Annotated in this window: 16 protein-coding genes and 1 pseudogene; 7 read left to right on the top strand and 10 right to left on the bottom strand. The window is 72.4% G+C overall.

Translation table 11 applies throughout. The annotated features are described in order from the left end of the window. Nucleotides 1–18: 18 nt before the first annotated feature. Nucleotides 19–648: a halocyanin domain-containing protein gene (locus tag U4E84_RS06630; protein ID WP_322531306.1), complete on the bottom strand. Its 630-nt coding sequence runs from the start codon at nucleotides 646–648 to the stop codon at nucleotides 19–21. Nucleotides 649–737: 89 nt separating this feature from the next. Continuing rightward, on the bottom strand, nucleotides 738–1,211 hold the full coding sequence (locus U4E84_RS06625; protein WP_322531305.1) for a redoxin domain-containing protein: 474 nt from the start codon (nucleotides 1,209–1,211) through the stop codon (nucleotides 738–740). A gap of 142 nt (nucleotides 1,212–1,353) precedes the next feature. Between U4E84_RS06625 and U4E84_RS06620 the strand changes: the two genes are divergently transcribed. The 6 genes from U4E84_RS06620 to U4E84_RS06595 all read left to right on the top strand — a co-directional run bounded on the left by U4E84_RS06620 (nucleotide 1,354) and on the right by U4E84_RS06595 (nucleotide 5,458). Next, nucleotides 1,354–1,848 carry a hypothetical protein gene (locus U4E84_RS06620; protein ID WP_322531304.1) on the top strand — a complete coding sequence of 165 codons (495 nt, stop codon included), beginning with the start codon at nucleotides 1,354–1,356 and terminating at the stop codon, nucleotides 1,846–1,848. Between the two features lie 64 nt (nucleotides 1,849–1,912). After that, on the top strand, nucleotides 1,913–2,242 hold the full coding sequence (locus tag U4E84_RS06615; RefSeq protein WP_322531303.1) for a hypothetical protein: 330 nt from the start codon (nucleotides 1,913–1,915) through the stop codon (nucleotides 2,240–2,242). A gap of 102 nt (nucleotides 2,243–2,344) precedes the next feature. Continuing rightward, nucleotides 2,345–3,283: a methenyltetrahydromethanopterin cyclohydrolase gene (gene mch / locus U4E84_RS06610; protein WP_322531302.1), complete on the top strand. Its 939-nt coding sequence runs from the start codon at nucleotides 2,345–2,347 to the stop codon at nucleotides 3,281–3,283. A gap of 11 nt (nucleotides 3,284–3,294) precedes the next feature. Beyond that, nucleotides 3,295–3,843, top strand: coding sequence for a hypothetical protein (locus U4E84_RS06605; protein WP_322531342.1), 549 nt, complete (start codon nucleotides 3,295–3,297; stop codon nucleotides 3,841–3,843). A gap of 71 nt (nucleotides 3,844–3,914) precedes the next feature. Beyond that, nucleotides 3,915–5,120, top strand: coding sequence for a TrkA C-terminal domain-containing protein (locus U4E84_RS06600; protein ID WP_322531301.1), 1,206 nt, complete (start codon nucleotides 3,915–3,917; stop codon nucleotides 5,118–5,120). Continuing rightward, nucleotides 5,117–5,458: a nuclear transport factor 2 family protein gene (locus tag U4E84_RS06595; protein WP_322531300.1), complete on the top strand. Its 342-nt coding sequence runs from the start codon at nucleotides 5,117–5,119 to the stop codon at nucleotides 5,456–5,458. The genes U4E84_RS06600 and U4E84_RS06595 overlap by 4 nt, the downstream gene beginning before the upstream one ends. Nucleotides 5,459–5,498: 40 nt before the next feature. Here the strand turns inward: U4E84_RS06595 and mfnA are convergent, their stop codons facing one another. The 5 genes and pseudogenes from mfnA to U4E84_RS06570 form a co-directional block, all read right to left on the bottom strand. Continuing rightward, complete coding sequence (gene mfnA, locus U4E84_RS06590; RefSeq protein ID WP_322531299.1) at nucleotides 5,499–6,566, bottom strand: tyrosine decarboxylase MfnA; 1,068 nt, start codon at nucleotides 6,564–6,566, stop codon at nucleotides 5,499–5,501. 103 nt (nucleotides 6,567–6,669) lie between these two features. Continuing rightward, nucleotides 6,670–9,033: a phosphoenolpyruvate synthase gene (gene ppsA, locus U4E84_RS06585; RefSeq protein ID WP_322531298.1), complete on the bottom strand. Its 2,364-nt coding sequence runs from the start codon at nucleotides 9,031–9,033 to the stop codon at nucleotides 6,670–6,672. Between the two features lie 341 nt (nucleotides 9,034–9,374). Then, nucleotides 9,375–10,004: a hypothetical protein gene (locus U4E84_RS06580; RefSeq protein WP_322531297.1), complete on the bottom strand. Its 630-nt coding sequence runs from the start codon at nucleotides 10,002–10,004 to the stop codon at nucleotides 9,375–9,377. 133 nt (nucleotides 10,005–10,137) lie between these two features. Continuing rightward, nucleotides 10,138–10,816: pseudogene (locus U4E84_RS06575) on the bottom strand (hypothetical protein). Then, complete coding sequence (locus tag U4E84_RS06570; RefSeq protein ID WP_322531296.1) at nucleotides 10,813–11,580, bottom strand: AAA family ATPase; 768 nt, start codon at nucleotides 11,578–11,580, stop codon at nucleotides 10,813–10,815. Before U4E84_RS06570 ends, U4E84_RS06575 begins: the two are co-directional and overlap by 4 nt. Nucleotides 11,581–11,719: 139 nt before the next feature. Between U4E84_RS06570 and U4E84_RS06565 the strand changes: the two genes are divergently transcribed. Continuing rightward, nucleotides 11,720–13,039, top strand: coding sequence for a rhodanese-like domain-containing protein (locus tag U4E84_RS06565; protein ID WP_322531295.1), 1,320 nt, complete (start codon nucleotides 11,720–11,722; stop codon nucleotides 13,037–13,039). Nucleotides 13,040–13,113: 74 nt separating this feature from the next. On the opposite strand, the gene U4E84_RS06560 is transcribed toward U4E84_RS06565, so the two are convergent. The 3 genes from U4E84_RS06560 to U4E84_RS06550 form a co-directional block, all read right to left on the bottom strand. Further along, nucleotides 13,114–13,386, bottom strand: a complete 273-nt coding sequence (locus U4E84_RS06560; protein WP_322531294.1) for a hypothetical protein — start codon at nucleotides 13,384–13,386, stop codon at nucleotides 13,114–13,116. Nucleotides 13,387–13,489: 103 nt separating this feature from the next. Then, nucleotides 13,490–14,377, bottom strand: coding sequence for an endonuclease V (locus U4E84_RS06555; RefSeq protein WP_322531293.1), 888 nt, complete (start codon nucleotides 14,375–14,377; stop codon nucleotides 13,490–13,492). Beyond that, on the bottom strand, nucleotides 14,378–15,334 hold the full coding sequence (locus tag U4E84_RS06550; RefSeq protein WP_322531292.1) for a rhomboid family intramembrane serine protease: 957 nt from the start codon (nucleotides 15,332–15,334) through the stop codon (nucleotides 14,378–14,380). Between the last annotated feature and the right edge of the window lie 416 nt (nucleotides 15,335–15,750).

The following is a 15,750-nucleotide window of genomic DNA, read 5'->3' as shown; positions in this document are numbered from 1 at the left end:
GACGTGAGGCCGCGTCGACTACTCTTCCGGGGTGATCGTGCCGCCGTACTTCATGAACACGAAGGCGAGACCGAGCGTGCTCACCATCGCGACGAACGTCGCGACGCCGAGCGCGCGGGCGCCGTCGGGGACGAAGACGGCGGTGGATCCGCCACCGCCGCCGCCGCCGGACGTCTCGACGTCTTCGCCGACGGCAATGCCGCCGTGCATCCCGACCGCGTCGTGGGGGACGCAGTGGTAGTGGGTGATCCCCGCCGCGTCGTCGTCCAGCTCGACCTCGTAGGTCTCTCCCTCCTCCTCGACCGGGTCGCCGCTGTCGAGCTCGGCCGGACCCTCGACGGTCACCACGTTGTGGCCGCCGCCGCTGCCGGTCCACTCCCACGTGACCGTCGTTCCCGTGTCGACCCACACCAGCGTCGGGTCGAACGCGAGCCCGTCGTCGCCCGCGCCCACCGCGATTGTGACCTCGCTCTCGCCGCGAAGGTCCTCGTAGGACCCCACGTTCCCGTCGCTGGCGCCGCTCGGCCAGTCTGGCTCTTCCTCCTGTGCCGCCGCTGTCCCCGCCGTCGCCGTCGCCGCCCCGGCGGCGGCGGCCGCGCCGCCCGCGGTCCGCATGAACGCGCGCCGGGAGACGTCGTCCGAGCTCATACCTCCCGGTTTGTGACGGGCTATAGTGAATATGTTGATCCGGCCGCGGGAAGCGCGGCCGTCGGAACCGAGCGCGACGGGGACCGACGCTACGCGTTCTCGACGGCGGCGACGACTCCCTCGTAGTCGGGCTCGTCGCCCAGCTCGTCCCCGACCCAGTCGTAGACGACCTCGCCGTCCCCGTCGAGCACGAAGACGGCACGTTTGGCGATGCCGTACCGCCCCATCTCGGGGACGTCCGTCTCCACGCCGTACGCGCGGAGCGCGTCGCCGCGGGTGTCGCTGACGAGGTCGAACGAGAGGTCGTGCTCGTCGCCGAACGCGCCGAGCGAGTAGGCGGCGTCGGCGCTGATCCCGAACACGGTCGCGCCGGCGGCTTCGAGCCGGTCGATCCGCTCTTCGATCGCGACCATCTCGTTCGAGCAGACCGGCGCGAACGCCGCCGGGAAGAAGGCGAGGACGACGGGGCCGTCGCCGAGGTGCTCGGAGAGCTCGAACGGCTCGTGCTCGCTCGTACCGACCGTCGCGGAGATGTCGGGCGCGGTGTCGCCGGTGGATACCATCGTCTCGGGGGTGCGGACGCGAGGGAATAAGCACTTTCGGCGATGACGCGCGCGCCGAAAGCGAGTCTCCGGAGCGACGCCTTCCGGACGAGGGGCGACCGGCCGCCGACGAGCGTATAAAAACCGCGCACGTACGCACCCCATGAGCCATCCGGTCACCTACTACTGCCCTCGCTGCGGGACGCTCGTCGCGCTCGACCGCGACGGCTACCTCGCCGACAAGGCCGTGACGCCGTATCCCCTCGAGGGGTGGACGTACGTCGCTCCGACGGAACCGTTCGAGGAGGAATCCGGCGTCGACGGCGTCCGATTCGTCTGCGGCGAGAGCGACGGGGCCGCCTGGAACCCACGCGACGGAGTGCGCGGGATGGACGTCGACGGAGGGAGCGCGGGCGACGGGGCGAGCGCGGGGGACAGAGCGGGCGCGGGCGACGGTGGCAGCGGAGACGGCGACCCCGGCTGCGGGGAGCCGTTCTACCTCTCGTTCGTCCGGTTCGAGGAGGGGATCGAGGTCGACCCCCGAACCGAGAGCCAGCCGGTCGAGATCGCCCCCGACCCGCGGCCGAGCGGTCCGCGTGGACCTCGGGGGCCGAGCGGCGTCGGAGACGCCGACGGGTCGGACGGCGGCTTCTGGTAGGGCCGCGGGCGAGCGCCGGCGGAATCGACCGTAGCGTTATGTCACTGAGGCGCGAGGAGGACGTATGGCGGACACCAAATCGGGACGCGACGAGCAGGCGCGCGACGAGGAGCGCCGACGGATGCAGCGGGACATCTCGGAGGCGCGAGAGCGGGGCGACGAGCCGGATCCGACCGCCGACCCGCCGACCGAGTGTCACCGACGGGGCTGTTCCGAGCCGGTGGCGTTCTCGGTCACCGAGCGGTACCAGGAGGAGACCGGGGCGGGCGCCGTGGAGGCGACCGCGTTCCTCTGCGTGGACCACACCGCCGAGGAGTCCCCGGCGAACGTGGAGGACGCGTACGAGGACTACGTGTTCCACGTCGAGCCGGTCGCCGCCGTCGGCGGCGACTGATCGGTCTGGCGTCACAGCGCTCGACGTCGACAGCCGATCCCGCCCCGCACTCCCCGTCGCCGACAGACAAGCCCCTTAATGTGTGAGCGAGAAGGGCCGGGTATGGAAAGCATCAATCGGACCGCGATCGAGCTCGTCGACGAGGCGCTCGACTTCGCCGGCGAGCTCGACGTCGTCGGCTACGAGCTGGAGAACGGCGCCACCGTCGTCGACTTCGGCGTCGACGCCGCCGGCGGGGTCGAGGCGGGACTGCTCCTCGCCGAGATCCAGACCGCCGGGCTCGCGAACCTCCGCACCAGCATGGGCGAGGTCGCGGGCGCGCCGCGCCAGTACGTGGAGCTGTCGACGGACCACCCCGCGATCGCCCTGCTCTGCTCGCAGAAGGCCGGCTGGGAGCTCGACTTCGAGTCCGGCTACGAGGGGCTCGGCTCCGGGCCCGCCCGCGCGCTCGTCGGCCAGGAGACCGAGTTCGAGCGCGTCGGCTACTACGACTCCTCGGAGTTCGCCACCCTCACCGTCGAGTCGACCGCGCTCCCGACCGAGGAGGTCGCCGAGCACGTCGCCGACCTCGCCGAGGTCGACCCCGAGGGCGTGTTCCTCCCGGCGTACGCCACGGGCTCGACCGCCGGGTCGGTCGCCACCGCCGCGCGCGCCGCGGAGCTCGCCGTCTTCCGCCTGCTGGAGCTCGGCTACGAGCCGACCGACGTGCTCCACGCCTCGGGCGCCGCGCCCATGGCGCCCGTGACCCGCGACGAGGCGCTCGCGATGGGACGCACGAACGACGCCCTCGCGTACGGCGGCGAGGTCCACCTGCAGGTCGCGCGCGACGACGACCGCTTCGAGCAGATCGTCTCGACCGCCCGGGAGGCGTACGGCACCCCCTTCGTCGAGGTGTTCGAGGACGCCGGCTGGGACTTCTACGAGGTCGACGAGCGCGTCTTCGCGCCCGCGACGGTCACCGTCGACGTCGTCGACGGCCCCGTCTACACCGTCGGCGAGACGGACGAGGAGCTGCTCGCCGAGTCGTTCGACTACCGCTAGGCGGTCCGATGATGCGACTCAAGCCCGTCCCCGAACCCCCGGCCGCCCTCGACGACCTCCGCGAGCTCCAGCGAGCGGTGCCGCTCGTCCCCGGGAGCACCGACGACTGCTGCGCCCGCCTGCGGGACCGCTGCGGTCTCCCGAACCGACGGGTCGCGAACGACTGGCTCGCGTTCCTCCGCGCGCTGGGGCTCGCCCGGGAGACGCCCCGCGGGTTCGTCAGGACGGAGGCGGATCCGACACCGACGCGGGTTCGCGAGGGGCTCCGCGAGGGCGTCCTGCTCGTGCCGGAGGCGCTCGCCGCCCTCCGAGCGGCGACGACGGCGGACCCGCTCACCGCCGACGCGCTGTTCGAGTCGACGCGCGAGTCGGTCCCGAGACACGACCGCGCCCGCGACCTGGACTGGGAGGCGACGTGGCGCGACCGAGCGGACCGCCTGTTGCGATGGCTCGCGCTCGTCGAGCTCGCGCGACCGGTGCCGGCCGACGCGGATGGAACCGACGATCCGGCGGCTCCGGCCGCCTACGTCGCCGGCGACGCGGCCGAAGCGGTCGCCTGAGCGCCTCCCGGGCCGGACCGGGGGATCCGCCCCGCAACAAGCCTTTTACTCGGCGCCGGAGAGGTGTTCGCATGGGACGATTCGACCGGCGGGAGTCGCCGCTGTCGGTCACGTACGAGCCGGCGAGCGTGAAGGACCTGCTCGTGGAGATGAAAGACACCGCCGAGCTGCTGATCGACCTGTCGTACTCGGCGGTGCTCCACGGCAGCCCGACGATCGCCCACGAGGTCGTCGAGCTCGAACACCGGATGGACGTCCTCCAGATGCGGGCGCGGATGAGCCTCATGCTCGCGGCTCGGGGCCCCGACGAGGCCGAGACGCTCGCGCCGGTGCTCGGCGTCGTCGGCGCGGCCGACAAGATATCCGACGCCGCCGGCGACATCGCGAAGATCGTCATCGAGGAGATCGGCCTCCCCGAGGCGATGCGCGGCGCGCTCACGGAGGGCGTCGAGACGCTGGTCCGCGGCACCGTCGCGTCGGACTCCGGCTACGCCGGCCGCACGCTCGCGGACGTCGACCTGGAGTCGAAGACCGGGGTCCGGGTCATCGCGATCCGACGCGGCGACGACTGGGTGTTCAACCCCGGACCGAAGACGCGGATCGAAGCCGGCGACGTGACGCTCCTCCGCGGCCCGGAGACGGGCGTCGCCGAGGCGTACCCCGAGCTGACCGGCGAGCCGTTCGAGCCGGAGGAGCCGGCGGAGCCCGCCATCGACGACCTAGAACGCGCGGTTGACTCCATCGTGCTGATGAAGGACCTCTCCGAGCTGGCGGTCGACCTGGCGTACGGCTCGATCCTGTTCAACAACGAGGCGCTGGCCGAGGAGGTGCACAACCTGGAGGTCGAGGTCGACGCGCTCCAGTCGCGGTTCGAGGCGTGGACCCTCCGCGCCGCCCGCGAGGCCGAGGACCCGGTCTCGCTCCGGGGGCTGATCCACCTCGGCGTCGCCACCGAGGAGATCGCCGACGCCGCCGTGGAGATCACCGAGGGCGTCGCCCGCGACCTCGGCGTGCACCCGGTCGTCGAGCTGGCGGTCCAGGAGTCCGACGAGATCATCACGCGCACCGTGGTTCAAGAGGGAAGCGACCTCGCGGGCACGAGCGTCGAGAACGGGATCCCCACGACCGACGTCTCGACGAGCGTGATCGCGATCCGGCGGCCCGACGAGGGGTGGCTGATCGGCCACGACATCGACACCGTCCTGCGCCCCGGCGACGCCGTCATCGCGAAGGGGACGCGCACCTCCGCCGGGGAGTTCGCGGCGCTCGCGTCGTGACCGACCCCGAGAGCCTCGCCCGCGCCTACTACGCCGCACTCGACGCGGGCGACTACGACCGGCTCCGAGAGCTTCTCGCCCCCGACTTCGTCCAGCGACGGCCGGACCGCACCTTCGAGGGCCGCGACCGCTTCGTGACGTTCATGCGCGACGAGCGACCGATGACGGACACGACCCACGCGGTCGACGCGGTGTACCCGGAGGGTCCGGGCGTCGCGGTCCGCGGCCGGCTGCTGGACGCCGACGGCGACGAACTGTTCGCGTTCGTCGACGTCTTCGACGTCTCGGAGGGACGGCTCGCGGCGCTGGAGACGTACGCCGGCGACGACGGAGAGTAGACGGGACTCGCCGGCGACGGGGAGCGAGTCGAATCCGCCCTCACTCCCGGATCCGGTCGAGGTCGGCGACGAACGCCCGGAGCGCGTCGCGCGTCACGTGCGGCATGCAGACGACGCGGAGCTCGCCCGCCGCCGTCCGCGACACCTTCCAGCCCGCCTCTCGGAGCGCGTCGAACTCGGGCTCGGGGAGCGCCGCAGCGACGAGCGGCAGCGTCGGCTCGACGACGTCGTAGCCGCGCGCCGCGAGGGCGTCGGCGAGCCACGCGGCGTTCTCGGTCGCGCGCTCGGCCACCTCGCGGTAGCCGTCGGGCCACAGCGCCTCCATCGCGGCGACTGCGCCGGCGACACCGGCGCCGCTCCGGGTGCCGGTCAGGGTCGCCTGCGACCGCGTCTCCAGGTAGGGCGTGTCGACCGCGAGCGCGTCCATCGCGGCCGGCTCGCGGGCGAGGAGCCCGCCGGCCGGCACGGGCGCCTGCCCGAACTTGTGGGGGTCGATCGTCAGCGTGTCGACCGGGGCGTCGCCGAACGACCACGCGCGGTCGGCGAAGGGGAGGAGGAACCCGCCCCACGCGGCGTCGACGTGCATGCGCGCGCCGGCGTCGTGGGCGATCTCCGTCAGCGCCGGGATCGGGTCCACGCGCCCGTACTCCGTGCTGCCGGCGACGCCGACGACCAGCGCGGTGGCGGAGTCGACCGCGGCCGCGACCGCGTCGGTCCGGGCCCGGTGGTCGTCGTCGACGGGGACCGTCCGGAGCTCGACGTCGAGCAGCTCCGCCGCCTTGTGAAACGAGAAGTGGCCGCTCTCGGGGACGACGACGTTCGCGTCGCTGGCGTCGTGGCGGTTCCGCGCGGACCGGACCGCCTGCACGTTCGCCTCGGTCCCGCCGGAGGCGACGTAGCCGGCCGCGTCGGTCGGTGTCGGATGCGCCGCGAGCGTCGCGAGCAGCTCGACGGCGCGCGCCTCCAGCGACGCGACGGCCTCGTAGGTGGCTGGGTCGCCGGGGTTCGTCGCGAGGTAGCGCTCGGCCGCCGCCCGCGCCGCGGGGTGCGGCTCGGTGCACATCGAGGAGAGCACCCGGTCGAACGACTGCGGCTCGGGGCGCTGCATTCGGCGAAACGTGGCCGCGGAGGGCCTTACCCGTTCCGCTCTCCGGCCTCGCGGCCGAGCCGACGGGAGCCGTGGCGGTGCGGCCACCGAGAACGAGGGCGAGTCAGCGCACCGAGTCGAGGAGGAGCCGCTGTTCGGTCCGCTTCACCTCGTGTTGCACGTCGCGGACGGCGTCGATGTTCGCGGAGATCGAGGAGACGCCCGCCTCGACGAGGAACTCGACCATCTCCGGCTTCGAGCCGGCCTGCCCGCAGATGCTCGTGTCGACGCCGAGCTCGCGGCACGTCTCGATCGTGTCGCCGATCAGCCGGAGCACGGCCGGGTGGAGCTCGTCGAAGCGGTCGGCGACGTGCTCGTTGTTGCGGTCGACCGCCAGCGTGTACTGCGTGAGGTCGTTGGTGCCGAAGGAGGCGAAGTCGATGCCCGCGTTCGCCAGCTCCTCGATCTGCAGCGCGCTCGCGGGCGTCTCGACCATCACGCCCCAGCGACGCGTCTCGGGGTCGATGCCGGCGTCGCGCATGTATCCCTTCACGCCCTCGACGTCGGCCGCGTCGTTGACCAGCGGGAACATCACCTCCAGGTTGTCGTACCCCATCTCGAAGAGGCGCGCGAACGCCGCGAGCTCCTGGCGGAACGGGTCGGGCTTGTCGAGGCTGCGCCGGATCCCGCGCCAGCCGAGCATCGGGTTGTGCTCGTTCGGCTCGCCCTCGCCGCCCTCCAGCTCGCGGAACTCGTCGGTCGGCGCGTCGATGGTCCGGACGCGGACCGGCCGCGGGTAGAACTCGTCGGCGACGCGGCGGACGCCCTCGATGAGTTCGTCCTGGTACGCGCGGGCGCCGTGGTCGGCGATGTACCGCTCGGGCGTCTTCCCGAGCGAGAGCACCATGTGCTCGATCCGGAGGAGTCCGACCCCGTCGGCGCCCGTCGCGGCCGCGCGCTCCGCCGCCTCGGGGATCGAGACGTTCACCTTCACCTCCGTCGCCGTCATCGGCTTCACGGGCGTCTCGGGGCGGGCCGCCTCCACCGGCTCGAACTCCTCGCCGGGCTCGGCCTCGTCGTCCACTCCGGCGCGGACGGTCCCCTTGTCGCCGTCGAGCGTGACCTGCTGGCCGTCTTCGAGCACCCGGGTCCCGTTGCCGGTGCCGACGACGGCCGGGACGCCGAGTTCGCGGGAGATGATCGCGGCGTGGCTCGTCATCCCGCCCTCGTCGGTCACGATCCCCGCGGCGCGCTTCATCGCCGGGACCATGTCCGGCATCGTCATCTCCGTCACCATCACGTCGCCCTCCTGGACCTGGTCGAGGTGGTCGAGCTTGTGGACGATCCGGACCGCCCCGGAGACGATCCCCGGGCTCGCGCCGAGTCCGTCGACGAGGACGTCCTCGGCGTCGCCGTTGCTCCCGTTGCCGCCGTTGGCGACCCCGGCCCGTCCCGACGCCGCGTCGCCCGCGGCGGCCTCGCCGAGGGCCTCCCCGGCGGTGTCGGCCTCCTCCGTTCCGCTCTCCTCGCCCGCCCCTTCCTGAATCGTCGTGATCGGGCGCGACTGGAGCATGTATATCTCGCCGCCGTGGATCGCCCACTCGACGTCCTGAGGCGTCCCGTAGTGGTCCTCGACGCGCTCGCCGAGCGCGACCAGCTCCTCGATCTCCTCGTCGGAGAGGACGCGCGCGGTGCGGCGCTCCTCGCCGACGTCGAGCTGGACGGTCTCGCCCGTCTCCTCGTCTTTCACCATCTCCACCTTCTTGTCCGCGACGGTCACGTCGTCGACGGCGCCGCGCTCGCGGTCGTACACGTAGTTGTCGGGCGAGACCGTGCCGGAGACGACCGCCTCGCCGAGCCCCCACGCGGCCTCAATGGTGATCTGCGGATCGCCCGTCGAGGGGTGGCTCGTGAACATCACGCCGGACTTCTCGGCGTCGACCATCCGCTGGACGACGACCGCGATGTCGACGTCGGCGTGCGGGAACCCCCGTTGCTGACGGTAGTAGATCGCCCGCTGGGTGAAGAGCGAGGCCCAGCACTCCTTCACCCGGCGCAGGAGGTCGTCCTCGCGGACGTTGAGGAACGTCTCCTGCTGGCCGGCGAACGAGGAGTCCGGAAGGTCCTCGGCGGTCGCGGAGGAGCGCACGGCGACGAACGCCTCGTCGTCCTCGCTCCCCATCGAGCGGTACCGCTCCAAGATCTCCTCGCGGACCTCGTCGGGGAACGGCGTCTCCAGGATGAGCCGCTCGGCCGTCTCCTCCGCCTCGCGGAGCGCGGCCGAGTCCTCGGGGTCGACGTCGACGGCGGCGAACAGCTCCTCGTCGATCCCCGCCTCCTCGATGAAGGCCCGGTACGTGCCCGCGGTGACGGCGAATCCCGGAGGGACCGGGAGTCCGGCGCCGATGAGTTCACCGAGCGAGGCGGCCTTCCCACCGACGGTCCCGACGTCGTCGGCGTTGACGTCCTCCAGCCAGAGTACTGCCATTCGTGTGTTCGGAGAATCCGCGAGCCGACGTATGAAGCTTCCGGCCGATGCAACGGTGAATAAAAGATTACTCAGTCACGAGTTACGGGACGGGCCGCGAGGGCGTCAGCACCGCGGCGAGTGACGCCGGGGCTGGAGAGGCGGGCACGCGGAGAAGACGCAGACGACGCCGACCGCCGCACGAGCGACGTGAGAGAGGGCCGAAGTGATTCGGGGAGCGACGAACCGATCGACGGCTCGTGGATGGTCGTACCAATCTCACGCGTGTATACTTACCCCCGGGGAAGTGTTCGGTTTCTGTAACTCGTTACAGTAGCTGTAACACCGCTGGACGACTGCCGTCAGTCGCCGGCGAGTCGCTCGCGCTCCGCGCGGAGGATCCCCTCCCAGAGGTCGAACAGGCGGCTGTGCAGGCCGTATCGGTCGTTCACGCGTCGGACCCACGCGTCGTCGGCGAACAGGAGCCGCTGAAATCGGCGGACGTCGGGCGAGAGCGCCTCTCGGTCGCCCCCGTAGTACGACAGCGACTCCCCTCGGGCGCGCTCGACGAGTCTCGGGGGGACGGAGATCCCGTCGGCGTTCGCGGCGTGGACGAACCACTCCAAGTGGAGCAGCGCGGCGGCCAGCAGGAACCGGTCGCGGAAGCCGGACACCGCCGCGAGCGCCGGGGCGCCGTCGACGATCACGTCGCGCGGCCGGGAGAACCGCGGCGCCGTCGCCGTCACGTCGGCCGCCCCGGCGACCGCGGCGGCGACGCGTCGGAGGCGCCAGTCGCCGTACCGCACCGGCGCGAGCAGGGCGAGCTCGTACCAGGTCGGAAGCCACTCGCAGTAGGGCTCGGAGAAGGCGCCGTCGGCGAGGAGCGTCGCCGCGACCGAACGCGCCCCGCCGGGAGAGAGCGTGTCGTGACCGTCTCGGAGCCGGTCGGCGACGTGTCCGCCGTCGATCGCGTCCGCGCCCGCGAACCCCATGCCGTCGGCGACGTGGCGGGTGTACGCGCGGCTCGCCGCGTACCAGTCGGCGAAGTCGGCGGGAGTCGTCAGCCGGAGCAGGCGGAGGACGGTGATACCGCCGATACGCGCGCCGGCGTCAAAACCGCACCGCTCAGCGCTGCGGCCCGCGGCTCCGGTCGGTCCGGAGGGTATCGTCGGACTCAGTCCGGAGGCCGTCGTCTGGATCGGCCCGGAGACCGTCGTCCGGACCGGAGTCGTCGCCGGCGAGCGCCGCGTCGAGTCCCCACTCGTCGGCGCGCCGGGCCGCCTCCGATCCGGTCGTCGTCGGCCAGGAACGCCGCGACGGCGTCGGTCTCCTCTTCGGTCCGATCCGCGAGCCGCTCCGTGGGGGCCGCCTCGCGGGTACGGTCGGCGAGCCGCTGGTCGTCCGCCAGCTCGGTCGCCGGCGCGCCGGGCGCGACTCGGAGCGCCTCCTCCCCGTGGGCGGCCTCGAGGGCGTCGTCGTCGACCGCGTACAGCTCGACGCGGTACGGTCCGGGCACCGCGAGCTCGGCGAGCGCGTCGGGACCGCCGCTGTCGCTCACCGTGTTGTACGCCAGCACGGGGACGCCGTCGGCGAAGGTGAGGACGCCGCGCGCCTCGCCCGCCAACAGGAGCGTCTCCTGCGGGACGAGCGTCGCGTAGCCGGTCAGCTCCCGGTCGAGCGCGCGGGAGAGGGTCGTCGCCACGTCGGAGACGACTCGGGACCGGAGGAGGTTCCCGCGAGGGATCCGGAGCGTCGCGTCGTCGGGTCCGGTCGCTCCGGTCGCGTCGTCCGTCGGCCCCGTCATGGCGTGTCGGGGACGACCGCGCTCCGGAACCGGTCGGCGACCGCGTCGCCGTCGCCGTCGCGCACGTCGAGTCGGGCGGCGGCCCGCCGGAATCGGGCCGCCGCGTCGCTCTCCGGAGCGTGCGCGAGGAGCGGCTCGCCGGCGCGGCGCGCGTCGCGGGCCGCGTCGCTGTCGGGGACGCTCGCCAGCACCGGCCCGCCGAAGTGACGCTCCGCCTGCTCGGCGACGTCGGCGGCGTCATCGCGGACCTTGTTGAACAGGACGCCCGCGGTCTCCGTGCCGTACGAGCGGGCGTACTCCTGGACCTTGAGCCCGTCCGAGAGCGCGGGGATCGTCGGCTCGACGACGACCACGACGCGGTCCGCGAGGACCACGGGGAGCACGGCCGACTTCGAGCCGAGCGCGGCCGGCGAGTCGAGCAGGAGCACGTCGGCGTCGCTCGCGAGCTCGGCGACGACGTCGCGGAGCCGCGCCGGTTCGGCCGCCTCGAACCCCGCGAGCGACGTGCCGCAGGGGACGACCGAGAGCCCGAACCGGTCGTACGTCGCCTCGGCGACGTCGGTCGCGGTCCCCTCGACGAGCAGGTCGTGGAGGGTGACCGTCGCGTCGTCGAGCCCGGTGTGAAAGAGGAGGTTGGCCATCCCCGTGTCAGCGTCGACGACGGTGACGTCGTGCTCGTTCGCGAGCGCCATCCCCAGCGCGAGCGTGCTCGTCGTCTTGCCCGTGCCGCCCTTCCCGCTGGCGACCGCGAACGCCTCGACCATGCCGTACCCTGTCCGGTCGTCGGGCTAAAAGCTGTCCATCGCGAGCAATCGGGAGCCGCCACCGCGGCGCGGGTCCCGCCGCGAGCGCGGTTCCGATCCCACCGCACAGCGTTTTGCCGTTCGGCGCGAACAGTGGGTCATGCCAACCGTCATCGACGCGGACGCGTTCCGCGACAGGATCGACGAGCGCCGGCGCGGGGAGCGGTCGTTCGCGGTCGTCGACACCCGGCCCGAGGAGAGCTACGAGGGGTGGCGGATCGCCGACTCGGTCCACTACTTCTACAAGCCGTCCCACGAGTTCGACGTCGACGACTTCGAGGCCGAGACCGGCCTCGAACCGGACGACTCGATCGTGACCGCCTGCGCGAAGGGGAAGGCGTCGCTCGACTTCGCCGAGGAGCTCGAGTCGGCGGGCTACGACGACGTCACGGTCCTCGCCGACGGGATGCGCGGCTGGTCGAGCGTGTACGACCGGACCGCGGTCCCGCTGCCCGACGCCGGCGACGACCCGCTCGAGATCGTCCAAGTCCAGCGTCGCGCGAAGGGGTGCCTCGGGTACCTGGTGGTCGGCGGCCGGCCGGCCGACCGGAAAGCCGATCCCGACGGCTCCCACCGCGTCGCCGTCGCTGATTCCGGTGGCTCCGATCGCCTCGCCATCGCTGTCGACGTCTCCCGACACGGTGACGAGTGGCGGGAGGCGGCCGCCGAGCGCGACGCGTCGATCGCGGCGGTGCTGGACACCCACGTCCACGCCGATCACCTCTCGGGCGGCCGGGCGCTCGCCGACGAGCTCGGCGTGCCCTACTACCTCCCGGCGGCGGCCACCGAGCGCGACGTGGACTACGCGTTCGAGCCGCTCGCGCGAAACGAGACGCTCGACGTCGGCGGGGTCGCCGTGAAGGCGCTCGCGACCCCCGGACACACCGACGACGCCGCGAGCTACCTCGTCGGCCGGTCGGCGGTGCTCACCGGGGACACGCTGTTCACCGACAGCGTCGGTCGAACGGAGCTGCAGTTCTCGGCGGGCGGCGACGACGCGGCCGATCACGACGCCGGCGCCGCGGAACGCGAGATCGCCGGCGCGGCGACCGGCGCCGAGCGGCTCTACGACTCGCTCCACGGGACGCTGCTCGCGGAGCCCGACGGCGTCGTCGTCTGTCCCGGCCACTTCGCGGTCGCGAACGACGGGACGACCGGCGACGTCGTGCCCGGCGAGCCGGTGACGACGACGGTGGGCGCGGCGCGCCGAGGGCTCGGCGTGCTCGGCCTCGACCGCGAGGCGTTCGTGGAGAAGATCACGGCGACGCTGCCGGAGAAGCCGCCGAACTACGAGGCGGTCATCGCGGCGAACCGCGGGGTCGACGCGCCGCCGGACGAGACCGCGGCGATCGAACTGGAGCTGGGACCGAACCGGTGCGCCGCGGACGCCGGAGCGGGGTCGACGGCCGACGACGACTGAGAGGGCTCTCGCTGGTTTCAGGCGTTCCGGTGGTCTCAGGCGTCCCGACCGCCCGGAGCGCGGGAGCGGGCCGGTTACTCGTCGTGGATGAAGACGAGCCGCTTCGTCTCGGTGTTACACAGGCAGAGGTCGATCCCGTCGCGGGTCGCGCCGATCTGCTGCCAGCCGTGGTCGCTGACGAACAGCGTCTGGAACACGCCGCGGTCGCAGTCGGGGTTCGGGCAGCCGACGCCGGCGGCGTTCTTGTAAACGGTCGTCCCCCCGCCGGAGCTCTGGCGCACCAGTCCGTCGCGCAGCGTTCGGAACTCCTCGGCAGACATCGGTCCGTCCGTGTCCTCGTCTCCCATACCTTCGCGTTCGCGGGCCACGATATATAAACCGACGGGCCGAGCCAATCGGTGTCACCGTCGTTCCGAGCGGCGGCCGCTCGAACGCGTCGGTCGGAGGCGGTCAGTCGCGCTCGCGTTTCACGGCGTCGGCGTGCGCGTCGGCGAGGCGAGTCGGCTCCGGGAGCTTGTATCCCGCACACAGCGCCTCGACCAGCTCGACCGTCGTCTCGGCCGAGACGCGGTGACCGGGGCTCACGTACAGCGGGTTCACTCGGCGGCTGTTCGGGTACTGCCGCGACTGGAAGGCGTGACCGATCACGGTCGCAGCGTCCGGATCCGCGGTCTCCACCGAGCCGTCCGCGCGGATCGGCGTCCGCCACCCCTCGGGTCGCTCGGCGGTCGTCGACGCCGGCTCGCCGCACAGCAGGCGCTTCGCGACGCCGACGCTCGGGACGTCCAGCAGGACGCCGACGTGGGTCGCGATGCCGGCCTCCCGGAAGTGGATCCGGCCGGAGCCGTCACAGACCAGCAGGTCGGGATCGGCGTCCAGCGCGGCCAGCGCGGCCAGCATCGGCTCCCCCTCGCGGAACGCGAGGAGGCCCGGAACGTACGGGATCGAGAGTGGCGTGGTCGCGCTCGCGTACTCGATCACGGCGCCGTCTCGGACGGCGACCGCGGCGGAGACCGCTCGGTCCTCGCCGTCCTCTGGCGTCAGAAACGCCTGGTCGACGCCGACCACGACGGGCGCGTCGGGGTCGGGGCCGACCGACAGGCCGGGATCGATCCGCGAGTCGGGTGCGCCGGCGTCCGGACGCGCGGGCGGCAGTCCGCCGGAGAGGTCGGCCGGGTCCTCGATCGCCACCGCTGCGGGGTCGAGCTCGTGGTCGTCCGCGAACGTCGCCGCCGCGGCCAGCTCGCGCTGGAGCGACTCCATCTCCGCCCGCGAAAGCGCGGGGTCCGGGAGGAACTCCGGGCGCGCCACGGCGTCCGGGCCGATCGACGGCGCCATTTAAAACCGTCCGCCGGGGCCGCCCGGGCCACGCGGACCGCGCACGCCGCCCATGTTCATCCCGCCCGGGCCGCCCGCGGAGCGCGCGAGGCTCTCGTTGCGCTTCCCGAACGCGAGCCCGATCGCGAACCCGATCAGGTGCGCGAGGTGCGCGATGCCGCCGACGCCGCCCGTGCCGGTCTGGAGCACGAGAAACGCCGAGACGAGCGCGATCCCCCACGTGAGGTACTTGATCTTCATCGGGATGACGAAGAAGAGAAGCACCTGCATGTTCGGCCGCCAGACGGTGAGCACGCCGAGGATCGCGAAGCCGGCGCCGCTGGCGCCGAGCACGCCCGTGGTCGGCGCGTTCGTCGCGACCGCGAACAGGACGTGGCCGAGGCCGGCGAGGATCCCGGCCCCGAAGAAGAACGCCACGAAGCGCCGGGAGCCGACCGCGCGCTCCACGAGTGGGCCGAAGAACAGGATCACGATGCTGTTGCCGATGATGTGGAACAGCTGGACCCGCGAGTGGGAGAACACCGACGTCACCCACGTCCAGACGTTGCCGATCGCGTCCGACCGGAGGACGAAGATCTGGCTGTGGGCGGCCTCGCCGAGGGTGAGCGTCACGACCCACTGCGCGAGGAACGTCACCCACATCGCCGCCAACAGGGCGTACGTCGCGTTCCCGCGGACGTAGCTCACGAGCCCGCCCGTGCTCGTCTCGCGGTCGATGCGGCGCTTGACGCGGTCCGTGACGCCCGCGGACCCGCCGGAACCCGACGCGCTCGCTCCGTCGACCTCGGCGCTCTCGTCGAAGCCGCTGTCGAACACGCCGCCCGGGTCGTTCCACTCCGAGAGCCCCGGACAGTCGTGGTTCTCCGGCAGACGGTGGTCGGCACAGAACGTCCGGCCGCACCGCTTACACTGGTACGGGAGGTTCTCGTACTCCCCACACACGTCGCACGTCGCCATTACCGGCCCTTACGGGGGCGCTCGTAAAGCGGTTTGGCTCCGTACGTGGCGTGTCGAGCGGTGGTTGGTGGCCGCTGTGCTGGGTCGAATGAAGAATACGGTAACACACCGGTGAACGCCACCGAAGCCCCCAGTCACTCGTTTATAAATAACGACTACTGGAACGACAGTGAACACCGCCAAACCCCAGCCGCTCGGCTGGATGCTGTTTATAAACTGCCGAATGACACGAACACCGCCAAAGCCCCAGTCGCGACGGCTCGGGGGCCTCGCTGCGCTCCTCGCTCGCGTTGCTCGCTGCGGTGCTTACGTCGGCCGCCGTCGCCCTCGCGACTGCCCCTTTGAGTCCCATCCCGCCCCGCGCCGCAACCGCAGCCTCACGCCTCCCCAGCCTCGGCGGACGGCCCGGCGCCGGC

Origin of the sequence: Halorubrum sp. AD140 (assembly GCF_034497445.1) — an archaeon.
Classification (GTDB): Archaea; Halobacteriota; Halobacteria; order Halobacteriales; family Haloferacaceae; genus Halorubrum.
Note: the sequence above shows the minus strand (reverse complement) of the source record. Positions and strands in the feature narration are given on the sequence as shown.